An 18,087-nucleotide genomic window follows, 5' to 3' on the forward strand; every position below is an offset into this window, starting at 1 on the left:
ATAGTTAAGTTATTTAGTTGTTGCGAAACAAATTGATAACAAAAAACTACATCCTTTGGGTAAAGGTAAATACAAAGTAACAAATTGGGGAGCGTATAATGCAGGCTTGAAACAACGGGGGTCTTTACCATTATGGGTTGATGCAAATATTGCTTCTCATTGGAGGCAGGCGCCTGAAAATAAGCGTGGGGGCCAAAAGAAATACAGAGCACTGGCTATTGAAAGCTGCCTGGTGGTGCGCAAAGCATATCATTTACCGTTGCGGCAGACAGAAGGGTTTATAAAAAGTATTTTCGGGCTGTTAAATGTCCGGGAACCTGTACCTTGCTATACTACACTGTGCAGGCGCGGCATTGCGGTGATTATATCTCTGCTTTTTTTGTTGACGGAACAAGTAAATGCATGATAAGCCATGCTGCTATGTAGGCACATCCGCAGATGATGAACATAATATAGTAGCCCGTTTCAATATTGCCGAGCGCTTTATAATGATCGAACAACATGCCGGCCAGCCAGGCGATCAGCATGCCGCCAATAGCACCCGCCATACCGCCAATGCCGGTTACAGATGCCACGGCTTTTTTAGGAAACATATCTGATACCGTTGTAAAAATATTGGCGCTCCATGCCTGGTGGCCCGCAGCCGCAATGCCGATAATGGTTATGGCCAGCCACATGTTAATGCCGCCCGCCACCTGGGCAAGTACTACCGGCACTGCACACAATGCATAAATAAACATGGACGTTTTGCGTGAACGGTACACCGTCCATCCCCTGTTAATAAAATAATAAGGCAGCCAGCCGCCAAATATGCTGCCGAATGAAGACATGGTATATACCAGCGCCACAGGCAATGCTACCGCCGTTTCCTGAAGGCCATACTGGGCTTTTAAAAATGCAGGCAGCCAGAATAAATAAAACCACCATACCGGGTCAGTTAAAAACTTGCCAAAGAAAAACGCCCATGTTTGTTTAAATGACAACAGGCGAAGCCACGATACCTTGCCGGTATCAGCAGTCTGATCCGGAACTTTAGCTTCATCCGCGTCGCTATGTATATAATTGTATTCTGCTTTGCTTAGCTTTTTTTGCCTGGCAGGAATTTCATAAAAAGCAAACCAAAATACCAGCCATAAGAAACCGGTAGCGCCCGTGAGGATAAATGCCCACTGCCAGCCCCACTGCGCCGCAATAAAAGGAACCGTAAGCGGCGCCACGATAGCGCCGATATTGGCGCCTGAATTAAAAATGCCGGTTGCCAGCGCCCTTTCTTTTTTAGGAAACCATTCCGCAACTGTTTTTATGGCGGAAGGAAAATTGCCGGCTTCGCTTATGCCCAATGCCCCGCGGGCAAACACAAAGCCCACCGTGCTTTTTACAATAGCATGCCCAATGGCCGCAATGCTCCATGCGAGTATGGAAATGGCATATCCGGCTTTGGTGCCCACTCTATCTACAAAACGGCCAGCCAGTAACAAGCCAATGGCATAACAAAACTGGAAAGCAATAACAATATCTGAATAATCACTTTCGCTCCAGTTAAACTGTTTTTCAAGGTCTGATTTCAGCAAACTGATAACAGACCTGTCAAGATAGTTGATCGTAGTGGCAAAGAAAATGAGCGCGCAGATCGTCCACCTGTACTTTCCTATGGCTTTATTTTGCATCGTTATTAAACTGGTATTTTAGATTTCTGTTTTTATCTTTTTTGCCATTTCCAGCGCTTCTTTTGCCAGTGCTTCAATTGCTGCATAATCTTTATTATTTATCAACGCTTTGCTGATGAGCTTGCTGCCCATGCCAACAGCAACAACGCCCGATTTAAACCATCCTGCCAGGTTATCTTTATCCAGCGAAACGCCGCCTGTAGGCATAAATTTCATTCCGGGGAAAACCTCTTTAATGGCCGATATGTATGAAGGCCCGAGTATATTGCCCGGAAATAATTTTACCATGGTTATGCCTTTTGATTCAGCGTAAGCAATTTCGGTTGGCGTCATGCAGCCGGGTATCCATAGATAATTTTTTTCATTGCATATTGCAAGTATTTCGTCATTCCATGCGGGGCTGATTAAAAAATCAGCGCCTGCCTGTATAAAAGCATTGGCTGCTTCTGCTGTTTTTATGGTGCCAATGCCAAGCAGCATATCCTTATAGTTTTCCGCACAGGCATCTTTTAATTTTCTAAAATTGGCAAGGGCATTATCGCCCCGGTTTGTATATTCAATAATGCGAATGCCGGCGCTGTATAAAGCTTTCAGCACTTCGATACTTATATCTCCATCTTCATGAAAGTATAAGGGTAATACACTTTGCTGCTGTATAAGTTCTTTTATTTCTGTATGGCTAAGCATGTATTTTTTTTATTGTGGATTGAATTTGTTCAATTGTTTGAGATGTAGTATCGCCAGCCTCATGCAATTTTCCAAAAGCGGCGGCAGCAGCAAAATTAATGGTGCTTTGCGGCTGATAACTATTCGTTGCTGCGTAAATAAGCCCCGCCATAAAGCAATCGCCGCTGCCGGCTTTATCAATTACTTTTTTGCTGGCGAATTCCTGCGAAATATATGGTGCATTACCTGTATGAAGCGATGCATAATACCTGATGCCGGCGTTATCGTCAAACCTGAAAGTATTGGCCACTGTATGGCATGCGGGAAATTGTTGCATGATGGTTTTTGCAGTTATCTCCGCATGATCTGTATAAGCCTGTTTGCTTTTTTTGTCATGAATCTGCTCATCTATATCAATACCCAGCAAGGCATTCGCGCTCCATATATTCCCCATTACCACGTGGCAGTAAGGCAATAGCTGCTGCATGATGGCAGGAGGCGCTATGCCATATTTCCAAAGTTTTGCACGGTAATTTAAGTCAACTGAAACCGTAATGTTTTTTTCAGAGGCTGCTTTTACAGCTTCGAGGCAAACCTGTGCGGCGCTTTCACTTACCGCAGGTGAGATGGCGCTGAAATGAAACCAGGTATATTCTTTCAGCAATTCGTTCCAGTTTATTTCGCCGGGCTGCAGTTCTGCAAATGATGAATGCGCCCTGTCGTAAATAACGCCTGCATGTTTAAGGTCGGCGCCTTCCGGCAGAAAATAAATACCGATGCGGCTTCCGCTGAAACGCATGGGTGCAGTATCAATATTTTTATGCCGTATGTATTGTACTATTTCATGGGAAAGATAATGCTCCGGCATGGCAGTGCAATAACCGGTCGGTGTATTCCATTTTGCCAATGCGGTTGCCACATTTAATTCGGCGCCGCCAATATAAACAGGCATATCGTTTTGTTGCAGCCACCGGCCATTCAGCGCCGGCGACATGCGCATCAATATTTCTCCGAAACAAAAAATTTTATGCATTTGATTGCGATATTGCCAAATGTATGTTGCAACAGGCAATTGTGATGCGATATTCAGGGAATGATGCGCCTGTTCGTAAAATTATTTACGAAAACGTTATCGTAGATGTTTGGTGAGGCTGGCGGCTGAGCACATTTTTTGTTGATGAAACCGGGCATGATAATTTTTCTCACACAACCTGTCCCGAACCAGCTTCGGGAGGGGAATGAACATAGCGGGGTTCTCCCGAAGCAAGTTCGGGACAGGCAGGAGACCATTGAAAAATCAAATTTGTACGAATGAAAATGCATTGAAGCTGTTGATTATTTCATCTGCCGGCTCAGGCTTTTCCGGTAATTGGGATGAATAAGGAAGACAATAACAAATAATTATTTTTTATATAAATGCACTTCGTAATTAAGTTTTCAATATTTTTCACGCGGATAGTATAAAAATCAATATTTCCCATATTTTCGCATGTATATTGTTACAGATTAGTCCATTGCTCCTAAACGTTTCCCGTAAATGTTTTTGATTTTTGGGTTTCTGTTCTTTTTAAAAATTAAACATTTAAGTATGAACATTTATGTAGGAAACTTAAACTGGAGCTTAACCAGTGATGACCTTCACAATTTATTTACTCCCTATGGCGAGGTTGTTTCTGCAAAAATTATTACCGACAAGTTCAATAATAACCGCAGCAAAGGCTTTGGTTTTGTTGAAATGAGTGATGATGAAGCAGCGCGCCAGGCCATCAGCAACCTGCACGATACAGAATTATCCGGCAGGAAAATTATCGTAAACGAGTCTGCACCGCGCAAAGAAGGTGAAGGTGGCGGCAGTGGCTATAAGAAGAAAAGTTTTGGCAGCGGTGGCGGCGGTTATAATCGCGGCGGCGGCGGAAGCCGTGGCGGCGGTGGCGGTTACAACCGTAACCGCGGTGAAGGCGGCGGCTATAACCGTTATTAATCAGTATAACCGGATTCTGAAATAGGCTTCCTGGAAAACGCATTAAGAAGTTCCAAAACATCCCGGAACTTCTTTTTTTTATGTGCATCTGTAAAAAAGAAATGGCCATGCGCGGTAAACCGGCATGATTATGAAAAGATATAAGCAGATGATTTTTGTATTTATTCAATTTCAGACAATACAGACTTTGCCTTTGATTTTAAGACTGCAGGCTCTTCGCAGCAATTTTTCTTAAATAACATGGCAGTCCAAACATGGTCTAATGCTACCTGCGTAGTGGCTTCATACTCACAGTCGCTTAATACCTGCCAGCCTGCATTCCTGTTCAGATCGCTTGCAATCTTACTTGTGACTTTAGGATAAGCGATCCAGAGCTTACTGTTTTTGTGCAGGGCGGGAAAAACATCCTGCAAAATGTTGCACAACTGGTTGCGGTTGACCGCAAAAACCAAAGCGAAATCAATCTTTTTCGATCTTAAAAGCGGTGTAACATTTTTTGCATAAGACAACTTTGCGAACTGTTTTTCAATTGAAGAAGGGAGACCTTGGATAAGTAAGTTTTTTTCTTCGCTTAATTCCAACTTTTCAAACAAACTGTTAGAGAACATTCTGTAAATGAAATTTTGTTAAACAATAAACGGGAGTGCAAAAGTAAGCTATTTTTTAAGTTAATGCAGTTAAAATTTTGTTTTTGGGAAAAATGATAAAATAATTATCTGAAAATATGCAGCCAAACTTATGAAGTGAATAACTTTAAAACAGGACAAAACCTGCTGATCTATGTTTTTTAAGCGCATTCCTTTTCTGCGGTTGTTTATAGCTTTATGTGCGGGCATAATAGCGGCATGGTATTTAAGAATTTCGCTGCCGGTTATATTGGCATATATAGGTGCGCTGGCATTGCTGCTTATAAGTTTTGCAATAATGCCCATGCCTAAAAAATTTATCTATGGCTGGGCAGGAGGGTTGTTATGGCTTATGCTCTTTTGCGGGGCGGGCATGTTGTTTCTGTTTAACCAGGATGTTACCAACCGGGCGGACTGGTATGGCAAATATTATAAGCCTGGTGATGCGGTGCTGCTTACGGTGCTGGAGCCATTGGAGGAAAAACCCAAATCTTATAAAGCGCTTGCTGAAATAAGCGCTGTGTTCAATAATGCCCGAATTCCCGTAAAAGGCAGGGTGTTGCTTTATTTTAAAAAAGATTCCATAAAACCTGCATTGTATTACGGATCTCAAATTATTTCCAATGCCTCTTTGCAGGCAATACAAAGCAGCGGAAATCCCGCCACTTTTGATTACAGACGCTATTGTTTGTTTAAGGGCATAACATCACAGGCGTTTCTTGCGGCAAACGATTATCACATCCTTTCATCGAAAAATAAAAATGTTTTACAGTTTTTTTTATTTGCCATAAGAGATAAAGCCCTGCAAACATTAAGGCTAAGCATTCATGCTCCCCAAGAGCTTGGCATTGCAGAAGCTTTATTGATCGGCTACAGGAATGATCTTGACAAAGACCTCGTGCAGGCGTACAGCAATACAGGCGTTGTACATATAATTGCAATAAGCGGTTTACACCTTGCCATGATCTATGCCGGGCTGCTTCGCTTGTTTTCGTTGTTAAGATTATCCCATTCAAAAAAATGGATAGAGTCTGTTGTGGTATTAACGGTTATATGGTTATTTACCTTAATTGCCGGCGCTGCACCTTCTGTGTTAAGGGCTGCCATTATGTTTACGTTTATATTGTTTGGAAAGTTTATCGGCAAAAACACCAATATATACAATACACTTGCTGCCTCTGCTTTTGTGCTGCTGCTCATTAACCCTTTCTATTTATGGGATGTTGGGTTTCAGTTATCCTATACGGCAGTTTTGGGGATACTCGTTTTTTTTAAGCCCGTGAGAAAGCTGCTGTATTTTAAGAATAAGACTGTAAGGTGGGTATGGGATTTGTGCGCTGTAAGCTTATGCGCCCAGGTGTTTACTTTGCCATTGGTTATCTATCATTTCCACCAGTTGCCGCTGCTGTTCTTATTCAGCAACCTGGTGGTTGTTCCGTTATCAAGCCTGGTGCTTATTGCAGAGCTTGCGCTGTTTCTTTTTTCATGGGCGCCCATTGTGGCATCATGCATAGGAAAAATAACTGGGGCATTAATATGGCTGATGAATGTTTTTACGCTGCATATTGATAAGCTTCCGTTTTCAGTGTGGGAAGGATTGCATATTTCTTTGCTGCAACTGCTGGCCTTATTTGCTGCAATAATATTCATAACGCTTTGGCTGTTTACAAAGCGCTCAAAAAATATGGTGATGGTTTTGCTGTATATGCTGGTATTTTTTGTTCTGCGCGATGTGAATCTTCTGCGGCATAAAGCACAGCAGAAATTAATTGTTTATAACATTCCTAAGTACCGGGCTGTTGATCTTATTGCCGGGGAAAATTGCCGCTTCTTTGGCGATACCGCTGTAATAAAAGATGTATTTCTCCGGAATTATAATATAAAGCCTGCCCGTATAAAAAACGGGCTTTATGCTTCCAAAGAGATATTGCTGCCTGATATTTCAAACATAATAATTAAAACAGGCGCCCTGCGGGTATTGGTGCTTGGTGAGCAGGCATTTAAAGAAAAAAGCCTGCATAAGATAAATGTTGATGTAATCATACTTTCCCGTGGCGCAACCATTGCGCCCAGCCAATTGCATGCGCTTTTCAACTGCAGGTACATTGTTGCCGACAGCAGTGTGCCATCATGGAAATTTTCAAAATGGAAAAAAGAATTTGAGCAATTACATTTGCGCTTTTATTCGGTACAGGAACAAGGTGCTTTCATTTTGAATCTATAGGTTTAAATACAATCTCATGCAAAAGAAAATATCAGGCGCATTAATTTCCGTTTTTTATAAAGACGGGTTAGAGCCTGTTGTAAAAACACTCGAACAGCTTGGCATAAAAATTTACTCCACAGGCGGCACACAAAATTTTATAGAAGACCTTAATATAAGATGTATCCCGGTTGAATCGTTAACCACATATCCTTCTATACTTGGCGGAAGGGTAAAAACGCTGCACCCGTCTGTATTTGGCGGCATTTTGGGCAGGAGAGATGTTGAACAGGATTTGCAGGAAATGGCCCAATATAAAATACCTGAAATTGATCTGGTGATCGTTGACCTTTATCCTTTTGAGGAAACGGTGGCGCAATATGCCTCGCCTTTGTTTAGCGGCGATGGCAGCAGCGTGGAAAAGACAATAATTGAGAAGATTGATATTGGCGGACCTTCCATGATACGCGCCGGCGCTAAAAATTTTAAAGATGTACTGGTTGTTGCTGCAGAAGAAGATTACCAGCCGCTGGTATCGCTGCTGCAATCGCAAAGAGGCGAAACAACACTTGAACAGCGCAGGCAATTTGCCGCCAAAGCTTTTGAAGTAGTTATGAATTACGATATAGCTATCAGCAACTATTTCAACCAAACATTATTCAATCCTTTTCATGAAAAGAAAAACCTGCGTTACGGTGAAAACCCGCACCAGCATGCCTTGTTTTATGGTGATTTGAAAAACTGCTTCAGTCAGTTGCATGGTAAAGAAATATCGTATAATAACCTTGTTGACATAGATGCAGCCATACAATTAATCAACGAATTTAATAACCCGCCTTCGGGGGATGGGGACATAACCTTTGCCATTATTAAACACACCAATGTTTGCGGCATTGCGCAACGGCCTTCTGTAAAAGAAAGCTGGGGTGCAGCGCTGGCCGGCGATCCGGAAAGCGCATTTGGCGGCGTGCTTGTGTGCAATAAAGCTATTGATGCAGCAACCGCTTCTGCCATAAATGAAATATTTTTTGAAGTATTGATGGCTCCGTCTTTTGATGAAGATGCGTTGCAAATATTAAAATCAAAAAAGAACAGGATTCTTTTGCAGTTGACAGATGCTAATGCTTCCGGCATTCAATATAAATCTGTACTTGGCGGCACGCTGGCGCAGGATACAGACAAAGGCAACTATAGTGAATGGAAAGAAGTGGGCGGCCGGAAAACAACTGCTGCGGAGCATGATGACCTTTCTTTTGCCAATATTGTTTGCAAGCATTTAAAAAGCAATGCCATTGCTTTAACAAAAAACAAACAGCTGATTGGAAAGGGCTGCGGGCAAACCAGCCGTATTGATGCATTGCGCCAGGCCATTGAAAAATCGAAGCAGTTTAAGTTTGATCTGAACGGCGCCGTATTGGCAAGTGATGCTTTCTTTCCTTTTAATGATTGCGTTCAAATGGCGCATGCGGCCGGCATGGAAGCTTTTATTCAGCCCGGCGGATCGGTAAGGGATAAAGACAGCATTGACTATTGTGTGCAAAATAACCTTGCTATGGTCATTACAGGCATAAGACATTTCAGGCATTAAACTATTTTGCAGGCAGGCTGCTACCTCTCTTGCTATATAATATGTTCCCGGCTGCGCAGGTTAAAGGCATGTAGGGTGCATTTCAATTTTTCACAGGCGGGCGGGAACGCCCGCCGTAGCGCTTGCTACCGGTCGGTGTCTCACCCATAGCCGTCAAAATTTTTCAACCGTATTGCAACGTTGCAACCTCCATTCATATCTTATTAATAGCTGTTTAATAATTAACGTGAGTTCGGGATAAGAAATTGAAATTCTGATTGGATATTATGTTGTTGGGTTTGTTATGAAGTTGAGTCCTCACCTCGACGACAGGAAAGTTTTCATGATTTTTTTGCTGGCTGCATTTCGAGAGATTTCTCTCCCGAATGCTTTCGGGATCGAAATGAAGGGCAATCTGCAACTTATCCCGAACTCACGTTAATTAAAGGCAATTATTTTAATTTGTAAAACATGCTTAAAATATGTTTGTGTTTACTTTTCCTTACAGGCTGTTTGCGAAGCGAAAGCCAAAGCTGTACAACGCTTGGCCAAACACCGGAAACAGCATTTCCCGTTTGCGGCGTTCAAACTTTTCATCAAACAAGCGTGCCCACCTGCAGCAACAACGTTGTTCCCGTGCCCTGTAATGATGGCGTCAGTTATGTTGATTATAATCCCTTTTGGTACAGGTTCACCTGCTATAAAACCGGCACACTGGGCTTTTTAATAACACCTGAAAATTTAGGTGATGATTACGATTGGCAGCTTTTTGATATTACAGGGCACAATCCTTCTGAAGTTTATACAAACAGTTCCCTGTTTGTTGCCGGAAACTGGAGCGGCAGCTATGGCATCACAGGCACATCGGCAAGCAGTTCAAACAGTATCAGTTGTGCTTCTAACCCGGCTGACAATCATACCACTTTCAGCAAAATGCCCACGATAACAGCAGGGCATGAATACCTGCTGCTGATAAGCCATTTTTCAGGCGGTAACCAAAGCGGGTATGATCTTGCATTCAGCGGCGGCACGGCAAGCATTGACGACCCTTTGAAACCGCAAATGCTTGAAGCGGATGCAAGCTGTTCAGGCGAGATCATTTATCTCCGGTTAAATAAGAAAGTACAATGTTCGAGCCTTGCCGCAAACGGCAGTGATTTTACGCTGTCTTCCTCATCGGCTAAAGTGCAGTCGGCAGAGGGCATTAACTGCAGCAGTTCATTTGATATGGATTCAGTAAAAATCACGTTAGACCAGCCATTGCCCGCCGGCAGTTATTCTTTGATTATTCAAAATGGCAGCGACAGCAATACCCTGCTTGATAACTGCGGCAACAATATTGCGCCCAACTCGGCAATATCATTCACCGTTTACCCGCTTGCCCCCACGCCTATGGATAGCATTGTGCCGGTGGGATGTGCGCCGGATGTATTAAAGCTGGTGTTTACCAAGCCGATGCTTTGCAGCTCAGTGGCTTCAGATGGAAGCGATTTTACCGTTAGCGGAACCATTCCTGTTTCGGTTGTATCAGCAGCCGGTGAAAATTGCAGCAATGGCGTAAGCAATATTATTGCAGTGAAGCTAAGCAAGCCTGTACAAACAGCAGGAAATTTCGCGCTCACTTTAAAAGAGGGAACCGACGGCAATACCATTCTTGATGAATGTGCGCAGGAAACGCCGGCAGGCACTTCATTGAGTTTTATAACAGCAGATACCGTTTCTGCTGATTTTGCTTACCGTGTGGGATTAGGTTGTGTGAATGACACTTTATTCTATAGCCACGATGGCAGGAATAATGTAAACAACTGGAGCTGGATATTTGATGTAAACGGCACAAGCGATGCAAGGGATTCTTTTTTTGTTTTTACTGATTATGGCAGCAAGCATATACAATTATATGTAAGCAATGATTTGTGCGCCGATTCTGCAGAAGCAAACATCCTGCTGGATAACGAACTGGTATCACGCTTTTACATCCTTCCTTCCAATGAGCTATGCCCTGAAGATGCTGCGCAGTTTGTTGATTCGAGCATTGGTACAATTGTAAGCTGGCTTTGGGCTTTGGGCGATGGCACCACAACCACCATGCAAAACCCTTCTCCCAAATATTATCCGGCGCCTTTAACAAGAAATGGGTCTTCTTATCCCATATCGCTTATCGTAGAAAATAACCTTGGCTGCTTTGATACTTCTTATCAAAACCTTATAGTGCATTATAGCTGTTATATTGCGGTGCCGGGCGCATTTACACCAAATGGTGATGGCCTTAACGATTATCTTTACCCTTTAAATGCCTATAAGGCCGATGGCCTTGTGTTCCGGGTTTATAACCGATGGGGCCAGCTTGTTTTTGAAACGCGGGACTGGACTAAAAAATGGGACGGGAGAATTAATGGCTATCCGCAGGCGGCGGGCACCTATATATGGATGTTAAATTATAAAGACCATGAAACAGGGCAGCCATATTCGCTAAAGGGAACAACGGTATTGATACGATAACAAATGCTATTTAAAACTTTAAATCCTCATGGTAACAATGGAAGAAGTGATTTTAGTAAATGAGCAGGACGAAGAAACTGGCGTAATGGAGAAGATGGAGGCGCATCTTAAAGGCAGGCTGCACCGGGCTTTCAGCATATTTATATTCAATGATAAGAATGAGATGCTGCTGCAGCAAAGGGCTGCCGGCAAATATCACAGCGCCGGCTTATGGACGAATGCCTGCTGCAGCCACCCCAGGCCCGGCGAAAAAACGCAAGACGCGGCAGCGAGGCGCTTAAAAGAAGAATTAGGGTTTGAAACACAGCTTGGGGAAATATTTGAATTCAGTTATAAAGCTTCATTTGAAAATGGCCTCACCGAACATGAATTTGATCATGTTTTTGCAGGAACTTATAATGGCAATATGCATCTTAATAAAACCGAAGTGCAGGAAGTTTGCTTCCGTTCAATGGAAGAAATTGAATCTGATTTGCAAACGCACTCCCATAAATTTACCGCATGGTTTTTACTCGCTTTTCCTCTTATAAAAAAATGGATGAATACAACCGCTGCGGTTGCCTAACCATACTGTGCGAACGAAAGTTTTTATAATAGGTTCAGGTATTGCAGGCATGGCTTGCGCTATAAGGCTTGCCGTGCATGGCTTTGAAGTAACTGTTTTTGAAAAGAACAATTATCCCGGCGGCAAAAGTCACCTTATTGAGCAGGATGGCTACCGGTTTGATGCCGGCCCCAGTTTATTTGTTCAGCCCGGAAATATAGAAGAGCTGTTTAAGCTTTGTAATGAAGATATACAGCAATACTTTAATTATGCGCCCATAGAAGTGGGCTGTAAATATTTTTATGAAGACGGTGTTGTGCTTAATGCTTACAGCAATAAAGAATTGCTTGCAGAAGAACTGGAATCGAAAACCGGCGAAGCCACAGGCCATATCATCAGCTACCTTGAAGAATCAAAGGCGATATATAAGCATACAGGCGAAATATTTCTTAATAATTCATTGCATAAAGCATCAACATGGTTTCATGCAACTGTATTGAAGGCGTTGCTTCATACAAAACCTTCTTATATATTTTCTACACTGAATAACGCCAATAAAAGAAAATTCAGCAGCCCGCATGTTGTGCAATTATTCAACCGCTTTGCCACCTATAATGGCAGCAGCCCGTATAAAGCGCCTGCCATGCTGCAGCTTATTCCGCATATAGAATTTAATGAAGGCGTTTTTTACCCAAAAGGCGGCATGGTGGCTGTAAGCAATGCATTGTATAATCTTGCAAAGAAGATGAACGTACAGTTTTATTTTAATTCGCCGGTGCAAAAAATTATAACGCAGCATAACAGGGCAACGGGTTTGCTTGTAAATGAGAAGGGGTTATATGCCGATGTTGTTGTAAGCAATGCCGATGTGTATTTTACATACAGGCTATTGCTGAATGATAAGCATAAGGCAAATGAAATTTTAAGGCAGGAGAGAAGCAGCAGCGCCATTGTTTTTTACTGGGGCATTAAGAAAGAATTTACGCAGCTTGCATTGCATAATATCTTTTTCAGTAAAAATTATGAAGCAGAGTTTCGCAGTATTTTCAATACAAAAACTGTTTATGCCGATCCCACAATTTATATCAACATTACGTCTAAATGCGAGCCGGGCAATCATGCGCCTGCCGGTAAAGAAAACTGGTTTGTAATGGTAAATGTTGCAAGCGATGTAAAGATGAGTGAACCGGAGATTATTCAATCATACAAAAAAAATATCATTGCCAAACTCCGTCGCATGCTGCAAACGGATATTGAGCCCCTAATTGAAACTGAAGCTGTGTTGCATCCGCAAAAGATTGAAGCAGAAACCTCAGGTTTCGCGGGCGCTATTTATGGCACAGCTTCAAACAGCAGGCACGCTGCTTTCAGCAGGCATCCCAATTTTTGCAAAACTATATGCGGGCTTTATTTTGCCGGCGGAACGGTGCATCCCGGTGGTGGCATACCGTTATGTTTAAAAAGCGCTGAAATAACTTCAAACCTCATTATTAAAAACAGCAGCAAATACATTGCATGAATACCAGGTTAAATCTTAATAAAGCTGCTCTTTTTATTGCATTGTTATTTCATGCATGCGGCTTAGCCGGCATCCTGCTTACATCTTATAAAGGCTGGTTTATAAAAAGCACGGCCATCAATCTTTTAGTAATGGCAGGGATGCTTATTATCACCCATCCTCAAAAAAATAAAAACTTCTTCCTGTTTTTTTTTACCGCCTGCATTACAGGTTTTCTGGCAGAGGCATTTGGCGTAAATACGGCTATGGTTTTTGGAAAATATACCTATGGCCCGGCATTAGGCCTGCAATTGCTACATGTGCCTTTGATTATTGGCATTAATTGGTTTATCATCATTTATTGCACGGGCATGTTTACGCAGGCTTATGAAAATTATATGCTGCGCAGGCTAAACACCGGCGGCCTTTCCATAAGCAAACCATTGCAGATGGTTTCTTTTATGGTTGATGCTGTTTTTCTCGCTGTGCTGTTTGACTGGATAATGGAACCTGTGGCTACAAAACTTGGTTACTGGCAATGGCAAGGCGGCCATGTGCCGTTCTTTAATTATATAAGCTGGATATTTTTAAGCGCTTTATTGCTGGCTGTTTTTAAAAAACTAAATATGGGCAACCGCAACGTGTTCGCAGTACATTTGTTTATGATACAGCTATTGTTTTTTTTAGTGCTTCGAACATTCTTATGAGCCTTTTTATCTGCATATTGATCTCTGTTGCCGCCTTTGTTTTTATGGAAGGCATTGCGTGGTTTGCACATAAATATGTAATGCATGGTTTTTTATGGAACCTCCATAAAGATCATCATCAGCCACACGATGGTTTGTTTGAAAAGAACGATCTCTTTTTTTTGATTTTTGCTATCCCCGGCTGGTTGTGCATTCAGTTTGGATGGAGCAGTGAAGCATGGTGGGTTGTAAGCATTGGCTGCGGCATAACTTTGTATGGCATTGCTTATTTTATTGTGCATGAAATAATCATTCACCGGCGGTTTAAGTTTTTTACAAAAAGCAATAACCGCTATGTAAAAGCAATACGGTGGGCGCATAAAATGCATCACCGCCATTTAAATAAAGAAGAGGGTGAAAGCTTTGGGATGCTGTTTGTTGCAAAAAAATATTGGGACAAAATAAAACGGGATGAACAGGTTCAAAAAGACCAGTTCTCCCGTTAAGGATGAATAACTGCTGATAAAATTAACAATGGCCCAGCGCCCAGTAAATAAGCAGGAAAACCACAATTGAGCCCAGGCAGCCGCCGCCCCATTTATAAGCGCCATACCCCGCAATTAAAGTTCGTAACCAGTCTCGCATAGTTTAAATTTTAGGATGGTAATTTAAAAATTATGCCAATAAATGCAATCGTTTGTGATTTTATATTTGAACATATAATTATAAGTTTATTGCTATATGCCTAACTTCAAAACGTTTAAAAATATAGTTCATGAAAAAATTAGCAACTGTTCTTGTATGTTTTATAGCCTTTTCATCAGTGAAAGCGCAATACACGCCAACACCCCAAAACCTGGCTGCAAGGCAGTGGTTTGAAGATGCCCGTTTTGGGTTATTTATTCACTGGGGCCCGTTCAGCATTCCCGGCGATGGCGAATGGGTGATGAACAACCGCAACATAACGGTAAAGAATTATACGAGGCTGATGGATTTTTTTAATCCCATTGATTTTGATGCGGCCGCCTGGGTTGCCGCTGCCAAAAATGCCGGCATGAAATATATTACCCTGATCACACGGCACCACGACGGGTTTAGTATGTGGGATACCAAAGCTTCAGACTTTAATATCATGAACTCGCCTTACAAAAAAGATATTGTAAAAATGATTGCCGATGAATGCCATAAGCAGGGCCTGAAAATATTTTTTTATTATTCATTGCTTGACTGGCGGCGCGATGATTACAGCTACTGGACGGGCAGAACCGGCAAAGGTGCCGGCAGAACGGTTCATGGCGACTGGAATAACTATATAAAATTTATGGAACAGCAGTTAACCGAATTACTTACCAATTATGGCGAAGTGGCCGGTATTTGGTTCGATGGCTATTGGGATCAGACTGAACCGGAAGGCGCTGCCGACAGAACGCCAAGAATTGACTGGCATCTGGATGAAATTTATGCACTCATTCATACACTGCAGCCGCAGTGTTTAATTGGAAATAATCATCACCTTTCTCCCTTGCCTGGTGAAGATTTCCAGATGTTTGAACAGGATCTGCCGGGCGAAAATAAAGGTGGTTTAAATTATCAAAAACCTTCCGGCCTGCCGCTCGAATCCTGCGTGACCATGAATAATTCCTGGGGTTTTAATCTTACCGATACAAGTTATAAAACGCCTAAACAGTTAATTAACCTGCTGGTACGGGCAAGTGGCTATGGCGCTAATCTCCTGCTTAACATCGGGCCCATGCCAAACGGTAAAATCCAGCCTGAATTTCTTGAAAGAATGGCTTATATGGGCAACTGGCTTACCACTTATGGTGAAAGCATTTACGGTACAAAAGGCGGTTATATAAAGCCGCAGGCATGGGGGTGCATTACACAAAAGGGTGATACGATGTTTGTGCATGTGCTTGATGAAAATGCAACTTTAATACACCTGGAAAACTTTCCTTTTAAGAAAATTGCCAGAGCTTATTTGCTGAAAGATAATACTGCGGTGCAAATACAGTTATCAGGCGGCGCACTTACCATTCCTGTAAGCCCGGCTGCAGATGAAGCTGATAAAGTAATTGTTCTTGTAAACAGGAAATAATTTTTAGGTTTGTTATTCCGGTCGGCCCGCATAGCGGTGTGACCGGAGTATTCGTGTAATTTTGAGCAATGTTTTACACGCCTTGCATTCCATCCTGGTTCATGAAACTAAATTCCTCCATGGTATGGAAGATGCCTGTAAAGGAAAAAGTGCTATTTCTCACCTTTGATGACGGACCGCATGAAACAGCAACGCCTTTTATACTCGATCAGCTAAAAAAGTACAATGCCAGGGCCACATTTTTTTGCCTCGGTAAGAATGTAAAAGCCCATCCTGCAATTTATGATCGCATTTTGGGCGAAGGCCATGCGGTTGGCAATCATACCTTTAGTCATTTAAACGGCTGGAAAACCAAAAATAAAAGCTACGTAAGCGATATAGCAGAAGCCGCACAGTGTATCAGTTCAAAGCTTTTCAGGCCGCCTTATGGCAAAATATCGCCTTTTGTTGCCAGAAATTTAAAGAACAAGCTGCATTATAAAATCATCATGTGGCATGTGTTAAGCGGTGATTTTGATGAGAAGCTATCCCCTGAAAGATGTGCCCAAAATGTATTGATGTTCAGCCGGCCCGGCTCGATCATTGTCTTTCACGACAGCACTAAAGCGTGGGAGAGAATGCGCTATGCGCTTCCGGCAACGCTGCAGTATTTTAGCGGGCGCGGATATACATTTAATACGATCGTATAAAAAAATGAAGGCCAAGGTAGAAACCTTAGCCCGTTTTTAATCCGTACCCTATGAAAACTAAATCAAAAATAAAGAATTATATGATCATGGCTAAAATTTAGCTACAATAATTTAAAAAAATTATGCAACTTATAGATACCCATTGCCATCTGTACCTGCCCGAATTTAAAGAAGACCTTGCCAATGTTTTATTACGGGCCGAATCTGAAAATGTTAACAGGTTTTACCTGCCTTGTGTTGATAGTTCCGTAATAAATGACATGTTGACTTTGGAACAGGCAAGCCCGGGAAAATGTTTTGCAATGGCCGGATTACATCCCTGTTCTGTTAACCAGAATTTCTTGCAAGAATTAAGCCAGATCAAAGATTTTTCTAATAAAATTTCCTTTCCGGCAGTGGGTGAAATTGGCCTTGACTTTCACTGGAGCACAGCGTTTATGCATGAACAATACCAAGCTTTTGAGATGCAGATGCAATGGGCGCTTGAAGAAAAATTGCCGATAGTAATCCATACCCGCAATGCCATGGAGGAAACGATTCGTTTTGTAAAGCCGTATGCAGATAAAGGCCTGAAAGGTATTTTTCACTGTTTTGGCGGCAGTTATGAAGAAGCTGCCCAAATAATAGAAATGGGTTTCTTACTGGGCATTGGCGGTGTGCTCACCTATAAAAAATCGGGCCTGGAGCAAACGTTGGCAAACATTGATCTTATACATATTGTGCTGGAAACAGATGCCCCATATTTAACGCCCGCACCCTATCGCGGCAGGCGCAACGAGAGCAGCTATATAAAGATCATAGCGCAAAAACTGGCGGAAGTAAAAAACACTTCGCTGGAAGAAGTTGCAGCCGTTACTACAGCAAATGCAGAAAAAATTTTTGGGAAGTAAAAAGCCATTATTTTTGCCGCCCTGTTGAACAGGAGACTTGTCCGAGTGGTTGAAGGAGCACGCCTGGAAAGTGTGTATGCCTCTAAAGGGTATCGAGGGTTCGAATCCCTCAGTCTCCGCTGAGAGGGGCTTCAAAAATATTTTGCAAAGATTGCTTTAACTATGGATACTTGTCCGGGTCGATACATACTATCTCTTAATGCACTTAAATAGTAATGCTGAAAAGGCGGAACGTATTTGAGTCTGCTTTCTGGCCTTCAATATTTCCGGTATTGTAAGAGAAAATAGGATATCGTTTATCTTGTTTGTACCGTAATGCGTCACGCCTGAGAATAACAGCCGATGCTTTAAACCCTAACTTGGATAGACATACGTATTAGGAAGATTTTTTCTTTTAAAGCCCTTGTTTTTTCAAGGGTTTTGATTTTATTTGTAATACGTAAAGTACGTACTATGTCCAAACATTCTTCTTC

Annotated in this window: 16 protein-coding genes and 1 tRNA gene; 13 read left to right on the forward strand and 4 right to left on the reverse strand. The window is 42.3% G+C overall.

The window, feature by feature from the left end:
* The first annotated feature begins 106 nt into the window (after positions 1–106).
* Positions 107–406, forward strand: coding sequence for a transposase (locus QM629_RS04575; protein WP_415157683.1), 300 nt, complete (start codon positions 107–109; stop codon positions 404–406).
* On the opposite strand, the gene QM629_RS04580 is transcribed toward QM629_RS04575, so the two are convergent.
* Genes QM629_RS04580 through QM629_RS04590 form a run of 3 tightly spaced genes read right to left on the reverse strand, consistent with a single transcriptional unit; the run spans position 363 to position 3,366 of the window.
* A complete protein-coding gene (locus QM629_RS04580; RefSeq protein WP_415157651.1) occupies positions 363–1,667 on the reverse strand; it encodes an MFS transporter in 1,305 nt (434 codons plus the stop codon). The genes QM629_RS04575 and QM629_RS04580 overlap by 44 nt on opposite strands.
* Positions 1,668–1,685: 18 nt before the next feature.
* Complete coding sequence (locus tag QM629_RS04585) at positions 1,686–2,354, reverse strand: bifunctional 4-hydroxy-2-oxoglutarate aldolase/2-dehydro-3-deoxy-phosphogluconate aldolase (RefSeq protein ID WP_415157653.1); 669 nt, start codon at positions 2,352–2,354, stop codon at positions 1,686–1,688.
* Complete coding sequence (locus QM629_RS04590) at positions 2,347–3,366, reverse strand: PfkB family carbohydrate kinase (RefSeq protein ID WP_415157657.1); 1,020 nt, start codon at positions 3,364–3,366, stop codon at positions 2,347–2,349. The genes QM629_RS04585 and QM629_RS04590 overlap by 8 nt, the downstream gene beginning before the upstream one ends.
* Positions 3,367–3,921: 555 nt before the next feature.
* Between QM629_RS04590 and QM629_RS04595 the strand changes: the two genes are divergently transcribed.
* Positions 3,922–4,314, forward strand: coding sequence for an RNA recognition motif domain-containing protein (locus tag QM629_RS04595; protein ID WP_415157659.1), 393 nt, complete (start codon positions 3,922–3,924; stop codon positions 4,312–4,314).
* A gap of 161 nt (positions 4,315–4,475) precedes the next feature.
* Here QM629_RS04595 and QM629_RS04600 read toward each other — a convergent pair whose 3' ends face one another.
* Positions 4,476–4,823: a hypothetical protein gene (locus tag QM629_RS04600; protein ID WP_415157661.1), complete on the reverse strand. Its 348-nt coding sequence runs from the start codon at positions 4,821–4,823 to the stop codon at positions 4,476–4,478.
* 271 nt (positions 4,824–5,094) lie between these two features.
* Here QM629_RS04600 and QM629_RS04605 point away from each other — a divergent pair, with 271 nt between their 5' ends.
* The 11 genes from QM629_RS04605 (at position 5,095) to QM629_RS04655 (ending at position 17,733) form a co-directional block, all read left to right on the forward strand.
* Positions 5,095–7,164: a ComEC/Rec2 family competence protein gene (locus QM629_RS04605; RefSeq protein WP_415157663.1), complete on the forward strand. Its 2,070-nt coding sequence runs from the start codon at positions 5,095–5,097 to the stop codon at positions 7,162–7,164.
* Positions 7,165–7,180: 16 nt separating this feature from the next.
* Positions 7,181–8,731, forward strand: coding sequence for a bifunctional phosphoribosylaminoimidazolecarboxamide formyltransferase/IMP cyclohydrolase (gene purH, locus QM629_RS04610; RefSeq protein WP_415157665.1), 1,551 nt, complete (start codon positions 7,181–7,183; stop codon positions 8,729–8,731).
* A 465-nt stretch (positions 8,732–9,196) separates the two neighbouring features.
* Positions 9,197–11,209: a gliding motility-associated C-terminal domain-containing protein gene (locus QM629_RS04615; protein ID WP_415157667.1), complete on the forward strand. Its 2,013-nt coding sequence runs from the start codon at positions 9,197–9,199 to the stop codon at positions 11,207–11,209.
* Between the two features lie 28 nt (positions 11,210–11,237).
* Positions 11,238–11,774 (forward strand): isopentenyl-diphosphate Delta-isomerase, encoded by a 537-nt coding sequence (gene idi / locus QM629_RS04620; RefSeq protein ID WP_415157669.1) that lies wholly within the window; start codon positions 11,238–11,240, stop codon positions 11,772–11,774.
* Between the two features lie 7 nt (positions 11,775–11,781).
* Positions 11,782–13,272, forward strand: a complete 1,491-nt coding sequence (gene crtD, locus QM629_RS04625; protein ID WP_415157671.1) for a 1-hydroxycarotenoid 3,4-desaturase CrtD — start codon at positions 11,782–11,784, stop codon at positions 13,270–13,272.
* On the forward strand, positions 13,269–13,958 hold the full coding sequence (locus QM629_RS04630; RefSeq protein ID WP_415157673.1) for a carotenoid biosynthesis protein: 690 nt from the start codon (positions 13,269–13,271) through the stop codon (positions 13,956–13,958). Before crtD ends, QM629_RS04630 begins: the two co-directional genes overlap by 4 nt.
* Positions 13,955–14,443, forward strand: coding sequence for a beta-carotene hydroxylase (locus QM629_RS04635; RefSeq protein WP_415157675.1), 489 nt, complete (start codon positions 13,955–13,957; stop codon positions 14,441–14,443). The genes QM629_RS04630 and QM629_RS04635 overlap by 4 nt, the downstream gene beginning before the upstream one ends.
* A gap of 269 nt (positions 14,444–14,712) precedes the next feature.
* Positions 14,713–16,035 (forward strand): alpha-L-fucosidase, encoded by a 1,323-nt coding sequence (locus QM629_RS04640; RefSeq protein WP_415157677.1) that lies wholly within the window; start codon positions 14,713–14,715, stop codon positions 16,033–16,035.
* Positions 16,036–16,136: 101 nt separating this feature from the next.
* Positions 16,137–16,724: a polysaccharide deacetylase family protein gene (locus tag QM629_RS04645; RefSeq protein WP_415157679.1), complete on the forward strand. Its 588-nt coding sequence runs from the start codon at positions 16,137–16,139 to the stop codon at positions 16,722–16,724.
* Positions 16,725–16,846: 122 nt separating this feature from the next.
* Entirely contained in the window at positions 16,847–17,614 is a 768-nt protein-coding gene (locus tag QM629_RS04650; protein WP_415157681.1) for a TatD family hydrolase, read from the forward strand.
* Between the two features lie 31 nt (positions 17,615–17,645).
* Positions 17,646–17,733 (forward strand) — tRNA-Ser (locus tag QM629_RS04655).
* Positions 17,734–18,087 lie beyond the last annotated feature (354 nt).

It is taken from the genome of Parafilimonas sp., from assembly GCF_047606085.1.
Classification (GTDB): Bacteria; Bacteroidota; Bacteroidia; order Chitinophagales; family Chitinophagaceae; genus Parafilimonas.